Here is a 21787-nt window from a genome sequence, read left to right as displayed (position 1 = left end):
ATGCGACGGTACATCAAATTCGCAACGGTTGTTGGCGTCGCATTCGTGCTGCTCGTAGCAATGGCTCGCGTATCGGGCTTCCTCTTGCTGCCACTGGCACTCGCGTTGCTTCTCGGACTCGGTTACGTAGCAGTTCAGATTTTGACTGGGTCGCCATCACCCTATCCGCGGATCGCATCGGGCGTGTTCGAACGAACCGAGTCCACAGCGGTGCAGCTCTCCGAACGGGGCCCCTGTGAGTCCTGCACCGATCGGAAGGGTCCGGGAGAACGCCGCACCACCCATAAGGAACTCGTATTCCTTGGTGTCCCACTTGTTCGCCTGTCGACGACACAGACTGTCCTCTGTGAAGTGTGCGCTGACCCGCTTGCGGCCATCGAAGACCAAGAGCTGGACGCTATCGATCGTGAACTTGAACGCAGTCGGTGATATGGTCAACTGGCTCTCAGTTCAGAGCCGCAGACTGCGAGCAACAGTCACTGCGTCTCCGACCGTCTGTTTTGTGTGAATCGACGCCGCGCGTACATCAGCGGAACCGACGTGAATACTCCAGTGATGGCAGCAGCCCCGAGGACAATCGCGATGAGTAATGCGACTTCAGGCACCAGTACCATCTCGAAGCCCCAGACCCGAATAAATTGAGTCGTCCACAGAATCCCCGTGACCAACGCCGTGGTGAGGCCGAAGAGGGCCCCGGGGAAATACGTGTACAGCGCTCGCCGTTCGACGATCACCCACCAGATGACTGCTCCGATCACGAACGCTGGGCTTGCTACGATGATCGGCCAGTACGCTGTCGAGAGGCTAATCACTTCTGCGAATAGCGAAAGTATGTCGGAAAGGACGATACCCACCACTGTAGCACAGATGAACATATAGCCGCCTGCGCAGAGCGCCCATCTTCTTGCGGGGCGTCCGCTTGATACAAGGGGCTCACTATCCATGGCTAGTCGTATCTCTCGTTCGATGAAAAGTTGGTATGCCCGGGTGGAAAACTACGCGCCACAGATCGGCCAGGTCAACGACTCCTTACGTCACGGCTCCCGAACTGCACGACGAGTTCCTCAGTCGTGAGGGCGTAGACAGTCATCTCTCTGCCCTTTTCAGAGTACCACGTATCAACTCCTTCGACCAATCCAGCCTCCGAAAGCCGGGAGAGGTGATACCTAACATTTTGGATGGATGTATCCACCGCTTCAGCGACATCTGATGCGGTTAGTGGCTCCGTTTCGAGGCGGCAGATGATTGTTTGAGCAGTTTCTGAGGATATGGCTTGGAGTATCTCTACTGACTCCCCGTCTGGAACCACGACATCAGTCCGCTTGTCGGGGACGTGATCAACTGACGATTGCCGTGGAAAGGCGCTTGACATAGTGGATGGTGTGTATCGGCTTACTCGTTCACTTTGTTCGGTTCATCTCGAACAAACGAATCAAACAACTTAACACTAACGAACTACAATAGCGAGATATGTCTTCCCGGCGTATCCAGCAGCGTACCGGAGCCACTATTGATCTATGAGTAGCGAGGACGTCGCCCAAGCGCGTGAACGCGTTATCGAGTCGATGGAACAATCTGCGGAAGTATACGGGCTGAGCCGAAGCGCCGGCCGCATCTACGGCGTTTTATATTTCGCTGAAGAGCCGCTCTCGATCCCGACTCTCGTTGAAGCGACCGGCTATGCCAAATCCACGGTCAGTAACGTGACTCGCAAGTTGAGCCGGCTCGGCCTCATTCATCGCCGGTCGTCAGATGGAGGCGGTCGGCGTGTTCGCTTCGAGGCCGAGCGCGAGGTCTGGTTTATCATTCAGGATGTCTTCCAGCAGTACATCGATCGGGAGATCCAGGCGTCACTCCGCACGCTGCAACGGGCTGAAGGGCAACTTCCAGCCGAGGGGAGAAGCCACGAGGCAGAACGCATTCAAGACCTCCGTGACACTTACGAAGATCTGCAAGAAATCGTCGCGCTCACATCTGGGTTATCGGTGTCAGAACTCCGTGAAGCACTCGAAGCCTACGAGTAAAGAGATCACGCAGCTCTCACCAGTGGACGGTGTAGGTGCACGCATCGGCTCCTTCTCGGCGGCAAGCGTCACCCGTCTCTTCGATAAAGACGAACTCATCGACAGTCGCATACTGTTGGGCGACACCGCGGATGAGTCCGCGGTCGAACGGGCACGGGTACGGATTATAACAGACGACCTCACCTGATTGATCGTCGGTTCGGGCGAACTGGTAGTATCCAATGTCGCCGCCACGGTGATTCTGCTGATATGCGTCGTCGATCGAGCGAAGGCCTTCCGAAATCGTCTCGATAGCAGTGGGCCAATCGGCCACCTCCGGGATTTGTGCTCCAAGTCGATCCAATATGTGCGGTTCCAGGTCTGTCGCGATGGTCTCGAAGGCGTTCAGCCACGCCTGCTGCGGATACCATTCATCAGGAGTCGGGTCAGTGATTCCTTCTTCGGCAAGCGCGTTGATTGCGTGTTGCCGATAGTGCGCTGAGAACTTCCCCATCGCTTCTTCAATAACAGTCAGTACCGTCTTCCCGTTGACTTCGACATTCTCATCAAATGCCTCGTAGGTGGCCATTGTGTGAAATACGAGACTGCGTAGAAATAAAGTCCGTGTAAGTAGGCCGTCATATGCCTCCGCTTAGTGCCGACACCCGTAACAAGACAGATGTGAGGGATTTCTGCACAGTCAACCGTGCACTACCGAGGGTTAGTAAGAAATCTCCCCCCGACCAAACCCAATAATTATTATTTTATAACAATTTTTATATAGCCGCATAAATCGTTATATATATATATATATATATATATATATATATATATGGATTCAAGAAATATGTCTGTTTCTTTTCAGAATATTGAATACCCAGGGCTCCATCTTGTTTGTATGGGAAATCGCCGTATCAAGTCGGCAGAAAGGCTATTTTCTATTATTGAGGCATTTCGTGAATATGGACGGTTAGGCGTTACCGAACTGAGTGACATTCTCAATATCTCGAAAGCAAATGCTCACCATTATGTATCAACTCTCAGAGACTATGACTATGTAGTCAAGAAAAATGATAAGTACGAGTTGGGACTTGAATTCTTTGCAGTCGCAGTTGATACTCGAGAACAGTCGCCTGTCTACCGCGTAGCAAAAGAGGATTTGGCCCGTCTCGCAGATGAGACTGGGGAAACAGCCTGGTGTATGGTTGAGCAAAATGGAATGGGAATGTTCATCGATGGTTACATTGCTGGTCGATCTATAGACCGAGAATCTATCATCGGCACATGGAAACCCCTTCACGCAAACTCGGCAGGAAAGGCAATTTTAGCAAATTTACCTGCAGACCGACGTAATACTATTATTGACAGGTCTGAGTTGGAACCGTTGACAGAGAACACCATCACAGAGCGCAACAAACTGCGTCAAGAGCTCAAAGAGATCCAAGAGAGAGGCTTTTCAACAAATTTCGGCGAAGATCTGAGCGGAATACACGCTGTGGGAACTCCGATTTTCGATCAGAACTCCGAGGTCGCTGCCGGTATCTCAGTCGCCGGGTCAGCGACCCGGCTAACGAAGGAATACTGCAAAAACGAACTTGCTCCGTTAGTCAGATCAGTAGCCGATGACATCGAATTCAACCTCGCATATCGGTAATCTGAACGCTCTTGTAACGCCCTCTCAATCAACGGGTAACATAGATATGATGAAGATATTCGTCATCACTTATTGAAATATTACTCTTTGATCTCCTGACTCAGCTAGCACTCCCTTGTTACTCACCCATAATTGCGACCACGGGGCGGTCAGCTTCCAGTAGAATCGACTGTGTTTTGCTGCCAAACACAGCCTTTCCGGCAGGCGAACGTTTTCGGCCCCCGACTACGATATACCGAACTCCTTGTTCCTCCGCATAGCGGGTTACCTCTGCAGAGACATCACCAACGCGTCCAATTGTTTCATATGAACAAGTAATGTCTGACGCGGCATTCTCGGCGTGCCTTGCTGCCTCGGCTCGAATCTTGTCCAGACTAACTGGTGAATTGTCCTTCTTTACACTTGTTGTTTCGATATCGAGAAACTCGCGACGGGTCATAATATGTATTATCTGGAGTGGCTCCTCAAACGCCTGTGCCAACTCAGCGGCCTCTTCGACAACGTGCTTTGCTCGGTCAGACCGATCTACTGCCACAAGAATAACCATACCCCAATAATCAGAACTAATCATCATAAGTATTCTCGTTGCGTCATAGACCGCAAATAAATCGAATAAAACGAAGGGCCGACAGGCTCCGGGGCGACCACGATCAGTTTGGTACCCAGATAGTTAACCGGACGCTGTGATTGAAGGGGTGTTCTTGAGAAGTGTCAGTCAGTATATCTAGTGACTAACCGGTTGTTTCCGGCAAAATGCGGACTTTCTTGCGCACGCTCGGCGGAACTACCCGAAGTGTATCAGGAGTAATGTCGAAATTAATCGCTCAGGTCGCCCAGTAGGCCAGCAACTGGTTTGCCAATAACAAACACTAGGTACTGTCTCAAGCAATGACATAAGACATTACAAAACTACAATTGTAATAGAATAAATGTGGATGCCGGATGTTGCCCGGCGAAAGCAAAATCAACGACCAATAACTTTTGCCAATATCAAACACCTTCCGCCTAACTTTCGTTTTAGAGCCCAATCTCAGTCCGGTCACGTACTTACGATAGGAAGTGGACTGCACTATTCGAGGTCACTCAGATCTGAGCGTCTATTTTCACGGTTAGCGATTCTGGTTGCTGCGATGTCAAAACTTAATTCCCTTCCTCTAAACTGTATTCTATGATCTGTTCACGAGTACCGCTCTCCAATCGCAAAAGAATTGAACGCGATCTCTTCAGCGTAATTAACTGGGGGATCCGTTCCACTAGCAGAACTCTATCTTCTCCTGATCGTTTACGGGGGCCGATAGCCCGGACGTATGAATTTCCAATGATGCGACGTTTCTCCTCAATAGGTGTGGAGAAATGAGGTCCCGTTTATGGACCGTCCTTCAGACGATCGGTACACAATTTGCAAAAGCTCTTGAGCACGCCAATATTGTTGAGCGGTCTCGACTTCAGTCAACCCTCAATCTGTCGTGGCCACGAATCGTCACTGGAATCGCGCGTATGTCTCAGCAGACGGCTGACTTGGCGATGGTCGGTACGGTGCTTGGTCCGCCTGCAATTGCAGGCCTCGCATTCGCGTACGCCTACTGGCAGATCGGGAACCGGGTGTCTCTGGGTCTTTCAGGAGGGGCAATAAGTCTCGTTTCCCAATACTTTGGCGCTGACAATATCGAGTTAGCCAACCGAACGATCGGCCAGAGCTACGTACTGGCTGCGGTGATCTCTCTTCCGTTGACCGGGGTATATCTATACTATTCATCAACGCTAGTGGGACTGCTGGGAGGGTCACCGGAAGCAATTGGGTATGGATCGACCTATCTTTCGATTTTGGCTCCTGCGCTTTTCTTTGAGTACTGTAACAAGGTCGCAAGCCGAGTATTTGCTGCTATTGGCGATACGCTCACCCCGATGGTGATCAGAGCAGGAGGGGCAGTTATCAATATCGTCGTGAATGTGTTCCTGATCTTTGGATTTGAGCTCGGCGTTATTGGTGCAGCGATCGGAACTCTCGTAGCCACTGTCACAGTAACGATAGTCTTCTTATGGGGTCTTCTCGGGCTTAGATACCCGATACGCCAGCCAGTCCCGATCAGAATATCGTTCGCTGGTGGCCGTATCGATCTCTCCCTCCTTCGATCGCTCATCAGGGTCAGTGGACCACTTATGTTCCAAGAAGTAGCCAGAGCCATCGTGGTGTTCCCTCTATTGGCTATCGCTGCGGTCTACGGATCCACGGTGGTCGCTGCATTTGAGGTTGCTCGTCGGGTCCGGGGATTGGTTAATTCGCCTGCTTGGGGATTCTCGATGGCGGCGAGCAGTCTCGTCGGGCGTCACCTAGGGGCAAATGAAATCAGAGATGCAACCCAGTATGGAATTGGTATCTTTCGCCTTACCATCGTCACATTCGTCTTGATCGCGGTTGTTGTAATCTCGTTGTCGAGCCAAATCGCAAACGTGTTCGTCGATGATCCAAATTCGATTGAGGTGACGGCGTTGTTCATACGTATCGCAGCGATTGCCTCAATTGGCCTTGGGATCGACAAAGCAGCCACAGGAGTATTGCGGGGGGCCGGCGACACCCACTGGCTGTTTTACGCTACCATCGTCGGACTGTACCTCGTTTCTGTGCCGGTTGCATATATTGGAGTAATCACACCGCTGGGCGTATCTATGCTGTATCTCGCGCTTCTGTTAGAGACATTCGTCCCTGCCGCAATCACATCGTATCGATTCCGCCTCGGTGTGTGGCAAACTGCCGGCTATTCATATCGCCAGCAGACGGACCAGCCAGTAGAATAGTTGGCTGCTGTTCACTTCGCACTCCTATCCCAAGTGCGAACTTGGCTCTCCTCAACGTCTTAGTGATGTGGTTTTCTAATGGCGGCTGAACGGCTCACTGTCTGGAAGATCAGAACTGGCATACGACGACGCGAAAAAAGAGCTGAGAAGCCGGACTATATTTCTACTTGGATCTCGTTGTCCTCGGTAGAAACCTCGAAGGTCCGCATTCGTTTGCCTGTCGCAGGATTCTCTCCTGTCTTGAGGTCAAACTTCCAGTCGTGACCTGGACAAGTCATCCAGCACTCTTCTTGGTTAATGACACCGGGGCCTTCAGTGATGCAGTCCTCCTCATTGATCCGCTCTTGTGTCGCAGTGTGGAGGCGCTGTCGCCTATGTAAACAGACGTTCTGAATGCCGTAGAACTCGCCGCCGATGTTGACGATAGCGATCTCTATGCCGTCGACCTCAACGCCCATCACTTCGCCCTCTGGAATCTCATCAACAGATGCAACGGTGTGCTTTGTCATAGTGGTATATTGAATTGCTGTGTGCTAACTGGTAGATCCAGGTCAGATACGGAAGACTTCCTGGGCGTTTCCACGGAAGAGGCTATCTTTCAGTTCTTCGTCGATCGCAGGGTTGTCGATAATCCACGTCGGCGGATCGTTCGTGCTGTGGGGCCAGTCAGTCGCAAAGATCATAGTATTCTCTGCCTGTTCGATCTCGAGCAACCATTCGTAGTGACGGTTGCTGTCTGGAAGACAGACAGGCTGGGTCGAGAAATAGAAGTTGTCGAACAGATATTCGCTCGGCATCCGGTCAAGGTACTTTTTGCCTTGGTCGTACATCCGCTCCGCCAACTGAATATCTTCAGGTGTGTGCTGATAGAATTCGTCAATTCGGTATGCCACGAATGGGAGCCAGTGGTAACCTCCCTCCTGATAGACGACGTTGAGTTCCGGGTACTTATCGAAGACGCCCGTCACGATCATATTGACTGCGTTCATCATCGCGTGCATCGCCGGGGCAAAGCCGATGGCTTCGATCCACGTTCGAATTGCTCCTCCGTTCGGCGTTGACGGATCTGGATACGATGCCACGTCAAGGTGCAACGTGAGGGGAAGATCGAGCTCCAGCAGCTTCTCGTAAACCTTGTCGTATTCAGGGTTGCCTAGCCGCCAGTATTTCCCAAACCAGGCGTAGGCACCGGCGATGTCATCCTCATCACCGATCCGCTCAAGTTCTTCGACCGTTGCCTCGGGGTCCCACAGCGGAATCATCGCCTGCCCGCGGATATTTTCGTGGACGCTGGTAACCTTCTCGAGGAGGTAGTCGTTGTACGCACGACACACTTCCTCTTTCATCCGCGGGTAGTTCACCTGCGGCAAACTGTTCATACCAGGGGTAACGAGCGGAACGTCGATCCCGATCTGCTCCATCATCTCGAGGATGTCTTCACCGGTTTTGGCGGCTCCATTCGAGTCGACGCCAACTCCGCCGCCTTCATTACCCCAGGTCGGAAGCCAGTCAATGGCGCTAAACTGGTAATCGCCGAGTGGACGATCCAGTTTGTCGACGATTCGATCATCCATATACGGGTAGAGGTCATCCAGCATCTGGAGATCCAGATGAACGTCTGTGTCTATGATAAACTCATCATAGACTTCTTCAGGAATGCCTGTGTTTTCACTTGGCTCAAACTTGCGTACCGACATTGCGTCTATCTGGTTTCTCTGCCTCTACATATGTGTTTCGGAATATCTGTTATATATTATATCTGACTAATTTTGTACAAATTAGAGTATACTGATAAAAGCAAATTTAGCTGGTAATGTTCTAACCTGACCGCGTCTATTCTACACGATAGATTTATGTATGCGTGTATGTCTCATGCAGTTATGGAGAACACGCGTCAAAATGGGTCCTCGGCCACGGAGGTGAAATCGCTGGTCTTACGACAGGCTAGGCGTTTGGACAGCAATCATTTTGAGGCCCTTTTTATAGGCCTATTATTCACATACACACTGCTACTTATATACACTGCCCTTGGTTATGGGTCTCAGCCACGTTTATTCCCCCTGTTGGTCGGAGGGCCGTTACTAGGCCTCATAATACTCCGTCTTGACCTTCTTCTCACTAACCATATCCAGCTTGGGTCCAGTGGGGTATTTCAGGATATGACTGACGGGTTGATGGATGATGATCCCAATCCGATCGACCCAATGACTCAATACCGAAGAGAAGCGGAGATCATCCTGTGGCTAGTAACTGCACTGGTTCTCGTATGGGCGATTGGATTTCAGATCGCTCTCGTAGTCTTCGTCTTTCTCTTCGTGTACTCTCACGAGCGCGACCTAATCCGTGCATTGGGGAGTACAGTCATCGCTTACGGCATAGTGTACCTCCTGTTCGTCCAACTGCTTTCGGTGAATCTGTACGAGCCGGCTCTTCTTCCGGACTCGATTATGAATACGCTCCCTTGAACCGATGCTAACTACTAAAACTACAACCGCTCAGCTAAGGACACGACATTAATGTTCGAGATCCCGATTATGACACTGCTCCAGTCAAGCGCCGGCACGTTCAACGAAGCGATCCAAATAGCTATGGGGGTGATTGCTGACCCGCTACATATTGGGTTCATTGTCCTAGCGACGCTCCTCGGTGTCGTGATGGGCGTAATCCCAGGACTCGGTGGTGCAATTACTCTTGCGCTGCTGATTCCAATCACGTTCGATATGGAGCCGAACGTCGCGATTATGATTCTCGCAGCGGCACTTGGTGGTACAAACTTCGGCGGCTCTGTAACAGCAATCTTGCTAAACACGCCCGGCTCTGCGCCAAACGCCGCGACACTCTTGGATGGTTACCCAATGGCTCGTCAAGGAAGAGCAGGGGAGGCCATTGCCGCAAGTGCGGTATCCTCTGCTAGCGGAGCTCTTCTAGGACTTGTGCTGCTTGTTGCTGCCGTCCCATTTATCCGCCCAGTTACGCTAGCGTTCGGCTCTCCAGAACTGTTTTGGCTTGCGCTCCTCGGCTTGACAGTGATTGCTGTAGCAACGACGGGGTCAGTCCTTACCGATCTCATTGCTGGTGGATTTGGACTGATGCTCGCTTTTCACGGCCTCAATCCGGTCACTGGAACCGCTAGATTCACTTGGGGCTCTTCGTATCTGCTCTCTGGCATTCAGCTTATCCCAGCAATCATCGGTTTGTTTGCACTCGCAGAGATGATCCGGCTCGCCAGTCAGGGGAGTTCGATTGCAGAGGCTGAAGTTGTCAGCGGTGGCCGGCTTGATGGGGTTAAATCGGTTCTCGAAAATTGGTTCCTCTTCCTCCGGAGTGCAGTCCTGGGATGGGGCATTGGCGTCATCCCCGGAGTGGGTGGTACCGTTGCTAATTTTGTGGCGTATCTGCAAGCGAAACAGACCTCGAGCGATCAGGAGTCGTTTGGCGAAGGAAACGTGAAAGGAGTTATCGCTAGTGAGGCCGCGAATGACGCGAAGGATGGGGGATCTATGCTCCCAACACTCGGGCTGGGTGTGCCGGGTTCTGCATCAACGGCGGTTCTTCTCGGCGCGTTTATCCTTCACGGCGTTACACCCGGTCCACTCCTCTTCCAGGAAAACCTCCAGTTAGTCTTCATTATTGTGTTCGCGTTAGTCATCTCAAATCTTCTCACATCACTCATTGGACTCGTTAGTATCAATCCTCTCGCGAAACTGACCAAGATTTCCATCTCGACGCTGGCACCGATCGTGATCGTGATTGGACTTCTCGGGTCATTCGTGATCCGCGGTAATTTTGCTGACGTCCTGCTTGCAGGCTTCTTTGGAGTTTTCGGCTTCGCGATGCTCAAATTCAACATTTCGCGCATTGCTCTCGTTATTGCACTCGTCCTAGGACCAATGGCAGAGCAGAATTTCCACCGGTCACTCCAGATCTCTCAAGGCGATTTCGGCGTGCTCTTCACACCGCTATCGCTCGTCTTGATCTTGGTCATTGTCGTCGCACTTCTTATTCCCCTCCGTCAGGCACTCGGATCAATGCGACAAAAGACCTGAGGGAGGAAACACCGTCGTCTGCCGTGAGAATCTGTTGAACCATTGAATATTAGGTCGTATCTTTGATAATAGAGCATTAACTTTATGTATGTTGAATCTGAGTTGGCTAACTATGGTGCGCAGAAAAACCGTAATTAATCGGCGAGAGATTATCGCATCCATTGGAACAGCGGCTACGCTCGGGTTGGCAGGCTGTTCTAGCTCCAATGGAGGAAGTAACGATACTGCAGCAAGTGAGACTACTGGTGATACTGGGAATGGCGAGGGCGACGAAACGGAGTCCTCGGTTGACTACCCAACTGAGGAGGTTGAGATTATTGTTCCGTATGCTACTGGTGGTGGATTCGACGCCTACGCTCGCCTCACCGCTCCATACTTAGAGAAGCATCTTCCGAATGACGTTACGGTTACGGTGAAGAACGTTGTTGGAGGCGGTGGTGTGAAAGGGACAACGGAGACATACAATGCTGACCCAGACGGGCACACCCTGATGATTTGGGATGCCTACCAAGGGGTCACCCAACAAATTGGCCGTAACGTTGGATATCAGCTTCAAGAGATGAGTCATATTGGTGCGGTCACTCAGTCACCAAACAGTTTGATCTCGATGGAGTCCGCAGGTATCTCAGGGTGGGATGACTTTGTCAACCGTATCGACGAGCTTAATTTCGCGACCCAAGGTGTTGGAGCCATCTCACATACCGGTGTGGTGCTTCTCGGTGAACTCACCGGTGCCTGGGCGGAAGAGGACGTCAACTTCGTTCATTACGGAGGGACCGGAGAGGCTCTGTCCGGACTCGAACGTGGAGAGGCTGACGTATTCCTCGTCGGTCCTGCAACATCCGGATTGAAGGTCGTCAAAGCGCTTAATTCAGAAATGACAATTATGTTCTCGGATCCCGTTGGCGAGGACTCTATCTACCACGGCGTCCCAAAGCAGTACTCGGGTGATCTTGACATTGAAAATATGGAACAATACGCTCGCCTAACTAGGTTCCGACGGTTCTTCACTGGTCCTCCGGGTGTTCCCGAAGAGATCCTCGAGATCCAGCGTAATGCTTTCTCGAAAATTATTCAAGACGAAGAATTCCTCCAAGAGACCAGCGAAAAAGGACGACCAATCGTGAATCCAGGCTCTGCAGATCAAGTGAGCGAGGTTATGGGCGAACAGTTCGAGACCTTCGGCAGTTCGCCAATGAAGGGTATCATTCAGGGCGTATTCTAAGACTGAGCGGCCAGCGAGGCGAGAGAGCTCTCCTATTCCATCGTCTCTGCCTGAATGATCGGAAGCCTGTCGCCTAGCAAACGATGCGTGTGGTCAATCTTTAACCATATAGTAGCGCGTTCACGTCTTCACGCACCCGAGCGCACGACGACGTGTGGCTGGCCAAGTGGCCGGTTGAACACGCTACGAAATTTTTCAGTTGTACCAGCGATCATCGAATGTATTTCGGAGTACAATTTTTCCTATTCTTGAAAAATACGACCGCAGAAGAGGGACGAACTACGGCAGTCGGTCACTCAGGAATGACCACATACGGTCGACCGATATCTGTGCCAAGATGGCATCATCGATTGTGTTCTCAAGTGCCTCTTCTGGGCCATCAAAGTACGTTGTGCCACCTAGTTGTTCTGCCTGGAATTGGTACTGAGCATTCATCACTAGATATTTTGTCGCGAGAATAGCCTCCTTTATATTGGAGCCAGTGACGTTCGCCCCGTGGTTGGCGAGTAGTTGCCCTCGCTTTTCTCCGAGCACCTCGGCCATCCGTTCCCCTTCTTCTTCCGTAGCGATGAGTCGACCGTAATCTAAGTCATAGTCTGAAAAGGTTGGGACACCCTCGTGGAATAAGGCTGCCATATGGAAGGCTGGCTTGATCTCTGTATCCGACGCGACAAACGGCATAAGCTGAGGGGCGTGGTGATGCACAACGGCTCCGACATCGTCACGGTTTCGGTAGATTGCACGATGAATCACCGTCTCCAGGTACGGGCTAGCATCTACGTTTTCAACGATCTCCCCGTCGAATGTCATCGTCATAAGATCGTCTTCTGTTACGAGGCCGGGACTGAGTGAACGAGAGATCAGCATCTTGTCGCCGTCTGGATGACGAACACTAACGTGACCAAAGCCTTGAATGATACCTTCATTTGCAAGTATTCGATTTGCTGTTACGAGTTGCTGTCTTGACTTCTCAAGGTCCTGCACAACAAAAAGATATACAGAATGTGTTATCAATATTCGGGTGAACATCCACGCAAAGTGTACCTCAACAAAATAATTGTGCTGTATAAGGTGACGCCAGCCGTGTACAAGATACTGACAAAGCGTATAGAAGATATCGACTACAGATAGCGGGAGTGTGCCGAGCGTCGAATATATACCGTACTTAAACCTTGAATTCGCTTACAGTTTCTGGTGCGAATAACTCTTCGACTGAGAGCTTTCGATTTGTGAGTCCTTGTTCGTAGGAGTACTGCGTCATTGCCTCCAGTGTACTGCGGTTAGCATCAACACCGTAGGGCCAATAATCATCACCCATAAGATCAACAGTTGACTCAAGTTCGTAAGTCTGCCAGGGAAGAGACGTCTGAAGAGCGCTTGTGTCACGCAGACGATCGAGCCCTACTTTTTTGGCCTCAGTGAATACCTTGGTGAGTTCCTGTGCAAGCCAAGGATTTTCCCGGTAGACGTCACCACGGAGAACGATAGTATGCATAATTGGGAAGAAGCCCGTCCGCTTGTAGTAGTCACGTTCTACTGAACGGTAGTCCTGCCAGAGTCGTTCAACAGAAGAGGTTGAGTAAGAAGAAGGTGTCCGGGCAGTAAGCAGGGCATCAAGATCTCCCCGTCCAAGCATCGCACTCAGTGTCTCGTCTGGTTCAATAGACGAAAGGTCGACGTCAGGAGGTAGATCAACAGAGAGTTTTTCTTCACGCCCTCCTTCTTCTTCTCCTCCATGGTACCAATGCATCTCTTCTGGGCTGACCCCATACTCGTGTTGGAGCATCCCCCGAATCCAGAGTGGGGAAGTCATCTGGTATTCAGGCACACCGACCTTCTTGCCACGGAGATCAGCAGGTCCCTCAATCCCTGCATTAGTATTCACAAAAATACAAGAGTGTCGGAAGAACCGAGAAGGAAAAACAGGGATCGCGATCAAGTCTGGGTTCTCACGGTCAACAGTCATCATATAAGACGACATCGACATTTCTGCGGCGTCGAATTCCTCATACCGCAGCATCCGGAAGAACACCTCTTCAACGCTATATGGGAGGAAGTTCAAATCGACTCCTGTTGGACGCACCTGTCCTTCATATATTGCCCGTGTTCTATCAGTTAGATTACACGCCAACGAAATGTTTTCAACTGTCATAGATGGGAGGACCAACGTATAACTCAAATTTATATATTGGGGTATACACAATCCAATCCGTTTCCAGTAGCTGCACCACAAAGGCTCAATTCTATATTGCAACGGCTCTGCTTCAGCGTATCGGTCGTGTCAAGTTAAGGGTGAAGAGTGAGGCGTGGTGATTTCGTAGTGCTCTATGCCAGAAATCACACGCCTCAGCGATGGTAGCGACTGGATCGAATTAGATTTTGTGGAGCGTCAGCGGACACCCGAGTTCGCGATGCGGCTCGGTATTCAGATGCACGTGGCAAGACTATCACTTTCGAATACCATCTCGATTCTTGAAAGGTTGGGTGTCGAACGCTCTCGAACGGCCGTCCACAACTGGGTGCAGAAGGCCGATCTACAGCCCGACGGCGGTGCGAGCCCGAATCACGTTGCACTTGACGAAACCGTGATTCGAATCAATGATCAGCAATACTGGCTGTATGCCGCCATCGATCCTGAAACAAACAGATTCCTTCATATTCGGCTCTTTAGCACGTATACAACCGGCCTCACTGAGATCTTTCTGAGCGAATTACGCGAGAAACACGATGTCGAAACCGCCGTGTTTCTCGTCGACGATGCTCAGTGGCTCCAAACTGCCCTCGATCGACACGGCCTCGATTGCAGATATGAACGCTATGGCAATCGGAATGCTGTCGAACGTCTATTTCATGAGATAAAACGACGAACCTCTTCGTTTTCAAATACGTTCAGTCACGTGGAGCCGACGACAGCAGAATCGTGGCTCCAAGCCCTCGCTGTCTGGTGGAATCGATGCCAAAGTTAACACGACCAGCGTATCGGGACAAAGAATTATATATGGATATAATTTGATTTGGGTCGGTAATAGTACACGAACAGTGCAATTTACCAGGCGACGGCAGTTCGTCCACTCGCTCACGAGAGATAGATCAAGTCAAGTCTCATTCTGGAGTGTGTAGTATTACTTTTGATGACGTTTCTGCCGTAGCAGTTCAGGTAACAAGTTGACCCTTATCGAGAAGAAAGTCGTATAAGTGTCCCTATACCCAAATTCCGCCACCTGGTATTCCGTGCTTCTATTACTATGCTAATTGGTAAATATAGCCGCTGAGTCGAAATCTTTTGCTCAGTGATGTCGATACTGTGCAGTGATTTTCAACCGAGATACATTGCGCAATATAGACAAGGCTACTGCCCTTGGTCCGAACAGCCGTCTTGTCAGCTGCGCTGTCACCAGAACTCGGGGCATTCGCTGTCCGTTCCCGATCACAACAGTCTTTTAGGTCTGTCGCGAAGGAATCGCTGACCTGTCTGTCAGCGCCATCCCAAAGTAACTCGACGAATCCTAGACTGCTTCTTTTTGTATTAATTATCATACAATTCAAGCAGGTGAAATTATTGTCAGTCGGTAATCAACATAATACTGCTTCCGTCGATTCTGAGAACTCTGCGAACAGAGCCAGGTAGAGAGCGAATAGGTAGATACAGGATAGAGCGTGTCAAAGAGTCGGTCTCATAGAGTGAGTTTCTCTCGACCGGGATCGTATCCTCGTTCGTAGTTGGTGATTGCGACGACAAGTCGTAGGCAGAGCGCAACGAATACTTCTGTTCGTGCGTCGACGCGTCGGCCGCGAACGTGCCCGAGGCCGTAGTCCTTGACCGCGTCGTTGGTCTGTTCAACACCTGTTCGGTGGTTGTACGTCTCCTCCAAGATGGATTGTTTCAGCTGAACGTCTTCGCTGTGTTCCTCGATCCGGTCTTCGACCCTGTATTCGTTATCTTTCGGGTCGTCAGTGTTTCGCGGATTGTACGGAGCGATTGGCACGACCCCTGCGGCCAGCAGGTGGTCGTGGCAATCGAGAATGTCGTAGGCGCTATCTCCAAGCATCTACGAACGAGAGCGCAGGGCGAAGAAGTCGAAGAAAGCGAGGAGTGACACCTAGACCACTTGGCTCAGACCGTAGTTCAAGTAGAATTGACTGACTCGTCCAAAAAGACAAAAATATGACCAGTAGCGTTGTCTATTTTCCAAATACGATCCTCAAAAAATTGAAAGGTGGTCTCGAACTGTGCTGGTACCTCCGACAAAGAGGAAAGTACGTGAGTGGGACCTCCTGCCTGTTAGGGTGTTTCGTTTCCTCCATTCGGCGTCATCGTCCCGTTTCCGTCGGGTGTTATTGTTTCGTTACCATCGGGAGTCATCGTCTCGTTGCCGTCTGGTGTCGTCGTTCCATCATCAGGCGTCGTCGTGCCGTCGCCATCGCCCGGCGTCGGCGTCTCGTCGTCACCAGAATCGATGAATCCACTGACGGCGTTCAGGACGTCCTCCTGTGACTGTGCTGGATCGTAGGTATCTGGGAACGGCGACGCTCCGTTGTATTGATTCAACAGTGCGGCGTGGCGTGCCTCCACGCTATGGATCGAAAGTGCGGCCGACAGCAGATCCGGACTCTCGACAAAGGGGGCTGCCCCGGCGTAGGCTGCGACACCAGTATTCTCGATTACTTGCGCGAGCTCGAGGAATTCGGAGACAGTCTCGAACCCGAAGTCGTAACTAGCCTCTTCAGTGGGAGTTCCGCCCAGGAGTTCGACCGCCTGAGTGAGGAGTTCTACGTGGGACGCCTCCTGTTGACTGATCGTTTCGATTCTACTGTACACTTCGCTGTGATCCTGCAGCATCTCTGCTTCGGCGAAGGCGCTTTCGTCGAACATTTCGAGAGCAGTCCGGTAGAAGGCGTTCTCGAGATGTTCCAGCGACAGGGCGTAATTGAGGACGTCTATGTCGGTGCCCTCGACGTCGTCGTAGGCCGCCATTCCTCCGCTATTCATTTCGCTTTCGTCATCGCTGTCCTGTGCAAGGACGGTCCCGACGCCACCACCAAGCGCCAGCAGCGTCCCACCGGCGAGCACGGATCGACTCAGGAAGCTCCGACGGGAACGTTCACGTTCCTCAGCGCGATCGGTAAGTGAGGATACGATCTCTTCTGCACGCGTATCTGGGTCTGTTGGTCCTGTCATTAGTTCGTTGGATCGCCCAACGCTCTCATCGTTGGCTCACTCGGGGATTGTTATGTGCTCTCCATCGCACGGTATGATTGACTGAAGTAAAGTAACACCAATCTATTGGCTGCCGTGTAACAAAATGGAGTGAGGTAACGGAGCGTTGATAGCGGCTATCTCGTCTGAATCGAGTCATACTTTTTACTCGATAGGAGACGAATCCGAGGGTATGGCATCAATTCTCGTACTGTTTGGGACGGGTGAGGGACAGACCGCGAAGGTCGCCGCCCGGATCGAAGACACGCTGCTGGGGCGTGGACACGATGTGACGACGGTCGACGTCGAATCACTTCCGGCCGACTTGGACATTGAGACGTTCGATGCAATCCTCGTCGGGTCCTCGATCCACATCGGGAAACATCACGAAGCTGTCCGCGAGTTCGTCGATTCGAACAACGAGATTCTGAACGTGCGACCCACAGGATTCTTTCAACTATCGTTATCTTCTGCAGTCGACGAACCAGAACAGCAAGCCGAAGCCGCACAGTACGTGGGTCAACTGCCTCGGGGTCAAGCCCCGAGGCTTGTCAGTGGACTCCCGCTCTAACCGAGTAACTCGGTAGGTCGGAATCGACCGTTCGCGTTCAACGTCCCTGACTTCAGAGCCAGTTGACTCGTGGCTCGTCCAGCACCAGACTTGAGCCAGTGCTGGATAAGACGCCACCCGATATTTCGAGCGGCGTTGTAATCGCTGTGCAACTGCTTCCCGCACTTCAGACACTCGAAATCGTCACCGTCGCGGTTATCTTCGTGCGTGAACCCGCACTCGCTGTGACTGCACCGTTGACTCGTGTACGCGGGATTCACGTCATCCACGGCGATACCGTATTCTTCAGCCTTGTATTCAACGTGACGTTGGAGTTCTTTGAATGCCCACTGCTGAAACTTACTGGCATTCGAGATGCGCTTCCTGATATGCTTCAAGTTCTCGAACGCAATCGCCGTACAGTCGTTCTTCACAGCCTCTTGAACGATTGCTTTGGAGATACGGTGGAGGTAGTCGGCGCTCCACCGGGCGAAGCGTGACCCGATGCTTTTGATGGTGAGGTGCGCTGACCGAGTGCCTGTCTGTTGTAGGTTGCCACGCCGACGCTCGTACTCGTTGCGTCGGTGATTGAGGGAGTCTGCGTTACCGAAGAACGCTCCCGTGCTGGTGACGGCGACGTACCCATCCACGTTCAAATCCACACCGAGAACCACTCCGTTCTCGGATTGTTCGTCGCAAGAATCAGAATCAGGTTCAACGTCTTTCTTCACAGCGACGTGAAGGTAGTACGTGCCATCACGCTTGTGGAGCGTTGCTTCGGCTTTCTCCCATTCGTCAGTCCAGTAGTGCTCAAACGGCGTTCCTTCCTCGTTGACCGGTGTGACGTATTCAGCGGTCACGCGCTTGTCGGTCGTAGCGAGGGAAACGTGGTCGTCGTTGTACGTAATGGTTCGGCCGTTGTACACGACGACGCTCCCTCGGAACTCGGGCTTACTGGCTTTCTCGCCATCGAACTTGCGGTCTTTGCAGTTCCCGAGTGCGGTGGCCGCAAGATTACGGGCTGATTGAACGAGGCTGGATTGTAGGGAGAGTTCGTCACGAACGTCAGAGTACGTCTCTTTGTGGAGCGTGTTCTTGGTGTCCGTGATGTTGTGGGGGTTGTCGTCCCATCCGTGGTCAGCGACGTGTTGCGCCGCCTGTCGGAACTGATCGAACGTCTCATCGAGAACTTTAGAGTCCTCTTGGGGAACGTCGAGTTTTACTTGGATGTTCCGAACAACCGCCATACTTCATTAGAAATGGTAGAGATACTTAAAGATACATATTGAAATTGGGGAGTCAGTCTTGCCATCGGGCGTGGTTTGTGAAGGGTAGTGTCGGTTTCCTCCCCGAGGTCAAGCCTCGGGGTATCCGCCTTGTATTTTGGATGAAATTCCCGTCAGTCGAGAATACCGATCGCTCCCGGTCACCACTCGTTGTAACTGACATCCGTGACACGCCCTCGTCAGGCGTTCAGATCTCCCTCGGGAAGATGCCAGACGACTTCGCCCGCCATCGGGATCCGCATCCCGTTCCGTGTCTGGTAATCGTACCAGTACCCCGACCAGGGTGTCGGTTCGAATCCGTCGTCCACTCGTCGATGCCGCTCCTCGGCGTACACTCGGGTCACTTCGTCGGCCTCGTTGAACGAGAACTCGAGTGATGCAGAGACGTCCCCGTGTTCGATGGTCGCCGTCGCCGTACTGTCGTCGATCGGTTCCCAAGTGACGCCCTCACTCGGAAGTAACGCCGTCGGATACCAGACCGCCTCGGCGAGATACCGAAGCAGTTCCGCCTCGTTCAACTCCGGACTCGGCTCGGCGCCGTCGACCGGAACGACACCGAACAGGGAGACGCTCGCAGACCCGTCTTCGTCCCGATACAGATCGTGGACGGCCACCGAAACGAGCGGCGCGAGACGGATCGACGCGTTCCAGAAGAATCCCGGCGGATCGACCGTAATGTGCTGTGTCGCAGTGAACGACTTCCAGGGTGAGGACGCGTCGCCGAGACGCAACTCTCCAGCCTGTTCGAGCCGAACTGAGTCGATGCACGGATGGTCGGTCGGGAGCGCACTGGACAGGTAGCGGCGAACGGGATCCGGCAGGTCGTTGATCTCGCTCGTCGGGACTGGCTGCTCGCGTCCGACTGCTGCCGCCCGCCGCAGGTCCTCGATTCGAAGGGCAGACACCTGCCGGCGTCGAACGCGTCCGGCGAGGACGATCGCGAGGACGAGGACTGTCACACCCCCAAGGAGTTTGGGTGCACGAACGGGGCGCATAGCTATGAATCGTCCGCCTGCATCAAAAACATCACTACGCCGCTATAGGATGCACAGCGATGCCCCGCATTCCATAGAATGCGGCGTTGGCCCGTTTCTGATATACGCCGTGAAGTGCTCGCTGCACAGTTCTGCAAGCCTTGTCCCTGACACTACGACCTGTTCATTCCTCAAATTGGCCTAAGTGGACAGGGCCTCCGGACTTGTAATGACATCTTAGTAAATTATACAAAAATATTATGTTAGTTGCTTAAATACCTGAAACAGATCTGAAAAGCTTCATAAAGAGGGAATTAGATGTTTGCTACAATTTACTATTTATTGTTTATATCAATCTCCGCGGACGAAAGTGACAGGACATGGTGCCGAAAGCATCACTTCTTGCGCCGTTGATCCGAAGACAGCCTTCCCTGTGGGCGATCGTTTCCGTCCCCCTACGATGACGAGGTCCGAATTGGCCTCAGTCGCAAGGCGGATGATCTCGTCACCGTGTGATCCGATAGCACCTTTGATCTCGTACGTGAGATCCTCGTCGTCGAGTCTCTCTGCGATCGTTTTTATCGTCGCGTGTTGACGTGCGACAGTATCGGCTGGGACGTCCGCGCTGTCCTCGATATTCATTCGCTCAAGCGTCGAGTCGAATTCGTCTTGCGTAAAGACGTGTGCGAGAAGGACAGTTGCATCAGAAGGCCCGGCGATATCGACGAGCGTCTGTGCCATCTGCTCGATACGGTCTTTGTCTCCGGGGCCGACTGCGAGTAAGACGTTGTTCAACGACATACAAATACTCTCTGAGCCGACTACTATAAATCTGCAGACTACTGTGCGACAGCGTTTGATGGTCGCTCCGCAGCGACAGCGCTGCCCCAGCGCGGCTTTCACCCCTCCAGCGCTCGAAGGTTCGAGGGACAATCATTTATCACACCAGAAAGAGTTGGGCCACTATGGACCTCGACAGCCTTCTCGCGAACAGCTGCAAGCGTGACTGGCAGACGGTCGATCCGACAGATATCGAACCAGTTCGATTCGCCGTCGTCGGTCTCGGGTGGTTCACTAAGGGTCGGGCTCTCCCTGCGCTCGAACAATCCAACCTGTGTGAGCCCTCCGTACTGGTCAGTAGTTCGTCTGCAAAGGCCGAACGTATCGCGGCCGAAACCGACGGCGCGGCGCTCGGAATCACCTACGACGAGTTCCACGGCGGGGCAGCACGCGATGCATACGACGCCGTCTATATCGTCACCCCGAATGCCCTACACCTAGAGTACGTCGAAACGGCGGCCGAGTTCGGCAAGGACGTCTTGTGTGAGAAGCCGATGGAACGGGACAGCGAACGGGCTGTCGAACTCAGAGAGACCGCTGCCGAAGCCAACATCGAGTTGATGATCGGGTACCGGATGCATACTGAGCCCACGGTTCGGCGCGCTCGCGAACTCATCGCGAACGGTTATATCGGCGAGCCGATGTCGGTGACTGGAAATATGTCCCAACGGCTGCTCGACCGGATCGATCCCAACCCCGATCAGTGGCGTCTCAACGAAGCGCTGGCTGGCGGCGGCGCGCTGTTCGACATCGGGATCTATCCGCTGAACACGGCCCGATTCCTGCTCGATGCAGAGCCCGTTTCCGTCACGGGCAACACCTCGAGCACGCACGACGCCTTCGACGAGGTCGACGAGACGGTTGCTTTTACAGTCGAGTTCCCACACGAGGTGTACGCGCAGTGTTATGCCAGTCACAACGCGCGTCAGTCGTCGGGAATCACTGTCACTGGCACTGAAGGACAGGTGCGCGTGGAACCGGCATTCTTCCAGGATCAGACGCGGCAGCTGCACGTGTCACGCGGTGACGGCCGAGCGACGATTGGAGTGGAAAAAGTGGATCAGATGCTGGAGGAATTCGACTACTTTGCCGACCGTATCCGGGGGTCGAAATCGATCTACCCAGACGGCAATCACGGCCTCGTCGATATGCGCGCGATGGAGGCCGTGTACGAGGCCGCCGAGTCAGGTAGCTGGGTCTCCTTGGAGTGACAGCG

Annotated in this window: 22 protein-coding genes and 1 pseudogene; 10 read left to right on the top strand and 13 right to left on the bottom strand. The window is 52.5% G+C overall.

Annotation, left to right across the window (positions count from 1 at the left end):
• Complete coding sequence (locus NO347_RS17470) at positions 1-429, top strand: DUF8108 domain-containing protein (protein ID WP_484494528.1); 429 nt, start codon at positions 1-3, stop codon at positions 427-429.
• Between the two features lie 47 nt (positions 430-476).
• Here NO347_RS17470 and NO347_RS09865 read toward each other — a convergent pair whose 3' ends face one another.
• Positions 477-944 carry a hypothetical protein gene (locus NO347_RS09865; protein WP_256289434.1) on the bottom strand — a complete coding sequence of 156 codons (468 nt, stop codon included), beginning with the start codon at positions 942-944 and terminating at the stop codon, positions 477-479.
• A gap of 74 nt (positions 945-1018) precedes the next feature.
• Positions 1019-1372, bottom strand: coding sequence for an ArsR/SmtB family transcription factor (locus NO347_RS09860; RefSeq protein WP_256289433.1), 354 nt, complete (start codon positions 1370-1372; stop codon positions 1019-1021).
• A gap of 145 nt (positions 1373-1517) precedes the next feature.
• Between NO347_RS09860 and NO347_RS09855 the strand changes: the two genes are divergently transcribed.
• Positions 1518-2024, top strand: a complete 507-nt coding sequence (locus NO347_RS09855) for a GbsR/MarR family transcriptional regulator (RefSeq protein WP_256289432.1) — start codon at positions 1518-1520, stop codon at positions 2022-2024.
• Between the two features lie 16 nt (positions 2025-2040).
• On the opposite strand, the gene NO347_RS09850 is transcribed toward NO347_RS09855, so the two are convergent.
• The gene (locus tag NO347_RS09850) at positions 2041-2592 is read right to left on the bottom strand and encodes a hypothetical protein (protein ID WP_256289431.1); all 552 of its coding nucleotides are present in this window, start codon (positions 2590-2592) and stop codon (positions 2041-2043) included.
• A gap of 243 nt (positions 2593-2835) precedes the next feature.
• Here NO347_RS09850 and NO347_RS09845 point away from each other — a divergent pair, with 243 nt between their 5' ends.
• On the top strand, positions 2836-3657 hold the full coding sequence (locus NO347_RS09845) for an IclR family transcriptional regulator (protein WP_256289430.1): 822 nt from the start codon (positions 2836-2838) through the stop codon (positions 3655-3657).
• A 118-nt stretch (positions 3658-3775) separates the two neighbouring features.
• Here the strand turns inward: NO347_RS09845 and NO347_RS09840 are convergent, their stop codons facing one another.
• Positions 3776-4204: a universal stress protein gene (locus NO347_RS09840; protein ID WP_121570743.1), complete on the bottom strand. Its 429-nt coding sequence runs from the start codon at positions 4202-4204 to the stop codon at positions 3776-3778.
• A gap of 806 nt (positions 4205-5010) precedes the next feature.
• Here NO347_RS09840 and NO347_RS09835 point away from each other — a divergent pair.
• On the top strand, positions 5011-6453 hold the full coding sequence (locus NO347_RS09835; RefSeq protein ID WP_256289429.1) for an MATE family efflux transporter: 1443 nt from the start codon (positions 5011-5013) through the stop codon (positions 6451-6453).
• Between the two features lie 155 nt (positions 6454-6608).
• On the opposite strand, the gene NO347_RS09830 is transcribed toward NO347_RS09835, so the two are convergent.
• Both NO347_RS09830 and NO347_RS09825 read right to left on the bottom strand, forming a co-directional pair.
• On the bottom strand, positions 6609-6962 hold the full coding sequence (locus NO347_RS09830) for a Rieske (2Fe-2S) protein (protein WP_121570734.1): 354 nt from the start codon (positions 6960-6962) through the stop codon (positions 6609-6611).
• A gap of 42 nt (positions 6963-7004) precedes the next feature.
• Positions 7005-8150, bottom strand: a complete 1146-nt coding sequence (locus NO347_RS09825) for an amidohydrolase family protein (protein ID WP_256289428.1) — start codon at positions 8148-8150, stop codon at positions 7005-7007.
• Positions 8151-8333: 183 nt separating this feature from the next.
• On the opposite strand from NO347_RS09825, the gene NO347_RS09820 reads away from it, so the two are divergent.
• The 3 genes from NO347_RS09820 to NO347_RS09810 all read left to right on the top strand — a co-directional run bounded on the left by NO347_RS09820 (position 8334) and on the right by NO347_RS09810 (position 11724).
• Complete coding sequence (locus NO347_RS09820; protein WP_256289427.1) at positions 8334-8918, top strand: tripartite tricarboxylate transporter TctB family protein; 585 nt, start codon at positions 8334-8336, stop codon at positions 8916-8918.
• A 51-nt stretch (positions 8919-8969) separates the two neighbouring features.
• On the top strand, positions 8970-10499 hold the full coding sequence (locus tag NO347_RS09815) for a tripartite tricarboxylate transporter permease (protein ID WP_256289426.1): 1530 nt from the start codon (positions 8970-8972) through the stop codon (positions 10497-10499).
• 112 nt (positions 10500-10611) lie between these two features.
• Complete coding sequence (locus tag NO347_RS09810; RefSeq protein ID WP_256289425.1) at positions 10612-11724, top strand: Bug family tripartite tricarboxylate transporter substrate binding protein; 1113 nt, start codon at positions 10612-10614, stop codon at positions 11722-11724.
• A gap of 279 nt (positions 11725-12003) precedes the next feature.
• Here the strand turns inward: NO347_RS09810 and NO347_RS09805 are convergent, their stop codons facing one another.
• Together NO347_RS09805 and NO347_RS09800 are read right to left on the bottom strand one after the other, a co-directional pair.
• The gene (locus tag NO347_RS09805) at positions 12004-12708 is read right to left on the bottom strand and encodes a class II aldolase/adducin family protein (protein ID WP_256289424.1); all 705 of its coding nucleotides are present in this window, start codon (positions 12706-12708) and stop codon (positions 12004-12006) included.
• Positions 12709-12889: 181 nt separating this feature from the next.
• Positions 12890-13876: a PhnD/SsuA/transferrin family substrate-binding protein gene (locus NO347_RS09800; RefSeq protein WP_256289423.1), complete on the bottom strand. Its 987-nt coding sequence runs from the start codon at positions 13874-13876 to the stop codon at positions 12890-12892.
• 175 nt (positions 13877-14051) lie between these two features.
• Between NO347_RS09800 and NO347_RS09795 the strand changes: the two genes are divergently transcribed.
• Positions 14052-14690, top strand: coding sequence for an IS6 family transposase (locus tag NO347_RS09795; protein ID WP_256289422.1), 639 nt, complete (start codon positions 14052-14054; stop codon positions 14688-14690).
• 708 nt (positions 14691-15398) lie between these two features.
• Here the strand turns inward: NO347_RS09795 and NO347_RS09790 are convergent.
• Both NO347_RS09790 and NO347_RS09785 read right to left on the bottom strand, forming a co-directional pair.
• A pseudogene (locus NO347_RS09790) lies at positions 15399-15773 on the bottom strand (transposase); the annotation flags it as partial.
• A 233-nt stretch (positions 15774-16006) separates the two neighbouring features.
• Positions 16007-16903 (bottom strand): ferritin-like domain-containing protein, encoded by an 897-nt coding sequence (locus NO347_RS09785; protein ID WP_256289421.1) that lies wholly within the window; start codon positions 16901-16903, stop codon positions 16007-16009.
• Between the two features lie 211 nt (positions 16904-17114).
• On the opposite strand from NO347_RS09785, the gene NO347_RS09780 reads away from it, so the two are divergent.
• Positions 17115-17492 carry a flavodoxin domain-containing protein gene (locus NO347_RS09780; protein WP_256289420.1) on the top strand — a complete coding sequence of 126 codons (378 nt, stop codon included), beginning with the start codon at positions 17115-17117 and terminating at the stop codon, positions 17490-17492.
• Here the strand turns inward: NO347_RS09780 and NO347_RS09775 are convergent.
• The 3 genes from NO347_RS09775 to NO347_RS09765 all read right to left on the bottom strand — a co-directional run bounded on the left by NO347_RS09775 (position 17489) and on the right by NO347_RS09765 (position 20532).
• Positions 17489-18718 carry an RNA-guided endonuclease InsQ/TnpB family protein gene (locus NO347_RS09775; protein ID WP_256289419.1) on the bottom strand — a complete coding sequence of 410 codons (1230 nt, stop codon included), beginning with the start codon at positions 18716-18718 and terminating at the stop codon, positions 17489-17491. The genes NO347_RS09780 and NO347_RS09775 overlap by 4 nt on opposite strands.
• Positions 18719-18936: 218 nt before the next feature.
• Complete coding sequence (locus NO347_RS09770; protein WP_256289418.1) at positions 18937-19752, bottom strand: DUF6544 family protein; 816 nt, start codon at positions 19750-19752, stop codon at positions 18937-18939.
• 330 nt (positions 19753-20082) lie between these two features.
• Positions 20083-20532 carry a universal stress protein gene (locus tag NO347_RS09765; RefSeq protein ID WP_256289417.1) on the bottom strand — a complete coding sequence of 150 codons (450 nt, stop codon included), beginning with the start codon at positions 20530-20532 and terminating at the stop codon, positions 20083-20085.
• A gap of 164 nt (positions 20533-20696) precedes the next feature.
• Here NO347_RS09765 and gfo6 point away from each other — a divergent pair, with 164 nt between their 5' ends.
• Entirely contained in the window at positions 20697-21782 is a 1086-nt protein-coding gene (gene gfo6, locus NO347_RS09760) for a D-xylose 1-dehydrogenase Gfo6 (RefSeq protein WP_256289416.1), read from the top strand.
• Positions 21783-21787 lie beyond the last annotated feature (5 nt).

The organism is Halobellus inordinatus (genome assembly GCF_024464655.1).
In the GTDB taxonomy this organism is placed as follows: domain Archaea; phylum Halobacteriota; class Halobacteria; order Halobacteriales; family Haloferacaceae; genus Haloquadratum; species Haloquadratum inordinatus.
The sequence above is the reverse complement of the archived record's forward strand: the minus strand, read 5'-3'. Positions and strand labels throughout refer to the sequence as shown.

Excerpts from the sequence above, each read along its gene's own strand:
- NO347_RS17470 (WP_484494528.1), top strand. The coding sequence starts at position 1 with ATGCGACGGTACATCAAATTCGCAACGGTTGTTGGCGTCGCATTCGTG.
- NO347_RS09865 (WP_256289434.1), bottom strand. The coding sequence starts at position 944 with ATGGATAGTGAGCCCCTTGTATCAAGCGGACGCCCCGCAAGAAGATGG.
- NO347_RS09860 (WP_256289433.1), bottom strand. The coding sequence starts at position 1,372 with ATGTCAAGCGCCTTTCCACGGCAATCGTCAGTTGATCACGTCCCCGAC.
- NO347_RS09855 (WP_256289432.1), top strand. The coding sequence starts at position 1,518 with ATGAGTAGCGAGGACGTCGCCCAAGCGCGTGAACGCGTTATCGAGTCG.
- NO347_RS09850 (WP_256289431.1), bottom strand. The coding sequence starts at position 2,592 with ATGGCCACCTACGAGGCATTTGATGAGAATGTCGAAGTCAACGGGAAG.
- NO347_RS09845 (WP_256289430.1), top strand. The coding sequence starts at position 2,836 with ATGGATTCAAGAAATATGTCTGTTTCTTTTCAGAATATTGAATACCCA.
- NO347_RS09840 (WP_121570743.1), bottom strand. The coding sequence starts at position 4,204 with ATGGTTATTCTTGTGGCAGTAGATCGGTCTGACCGAGCAAAGCACGTT.
- NO347_RS09835 (WP_256289429.1), top strand. The coding sequence starts at position 5,011 with ATGAGGTCCCGTTTATGGACCGTCCTTCAGACGATCGGTACACAATTT.
- NO347_RS09830 (WP_121570734.1), bottom strand. The coding sequence starts at position 6,962 with ATGACAAAGCACACCGTTGCATCTGTTGATGAGATTCCAGAGGGCGAA.
- NO347_RS09825 (WP_256289428.1), bottom strand. The coding sequence starts at position 8,150 with ATGTCGGTACGCAAGTTTGAGCCAAGTGAAAACACAGGCATTCCTGAA.
- NO347_RS09820 (WP_256289427.1), top strand. The coding sequence starts at position 8,334 with ATGGAGAACACGCGTCAAAATGGGTCCTCGGCCACGGAGGTGAAATCG.
- NO347_RS09815 (WP_256289426.1), top strand. The coding sequence starts at position 8,970 with ATGTTCGAGATCCCGATTATGACACTGCTCCAGTCAAGCGCCGGCACG.
- NO347_RS09810 (WP_256289425.1), top strand. The coding sequence starts at position 10,612 with ATGGTGCGCAGAAAAACCGTAATTAATCGGCGAGAGATTATCGCATCC.
- NO347_RS09800 (WP_256289423.1), bottom strand. The coding sequence starts at position 13,876 with ATGACAGTTGAAAACATTTCGTTGGCGTGTAATCTAACTGATAGAACA.
- NO347_RS09795 (WP_256289422.1), top strand. The coding sequence starts at position 14,052 with ATGCCAGAAATCACACGCCTCAGCGATGGTAGCGACTGGATCGAATTA.
- NO347_RS09785 (WP_256289421.1), bottom strand. The coding sequence starts at position 16,903 with ATGACAGGACCAACAGACCCAGATACGCGTGCAGAAGAGATCGTATCC.
- NO347_RS09780 (WP_256289420.1), top strand. The coding sequence starts at position 17,115 with ATGGCATCAATTCTCGTACTGTTTGGGACGGGTGAGGGACAGACCGCG.
- NO347_RS09775 (WP_256289419.1), bottom strand. The coding sequence starts at position 18,718 with ATGGCGGTTGTTCGGAACATCCAAGTAAAACTCGACGTTCCCCAAGAG.
- NO347_RS09770 (WP_256289418.1), bottom strand. The coding sequence starts at position 19,752 with ATGCGCCCCGTTCGTGCACCCAAACTCCTTGGGGGTGTGACAGTCCTC.
- NO347_RS09765 (WP_256289417.1), bottom strand. The coding sequence starts at position 20,532 with ATGTCGTTGAACAACGTCTTACTCGCAGTCGGCCCCGGAGACAAAGAC.
- gfo6 (WP_256289416.1), top strand. The coding sequence starts at position 20,697 with ATGGACCTCGACAGCCTTCTCGCGAACAGCTGCAAGCGTGACTGGCAG.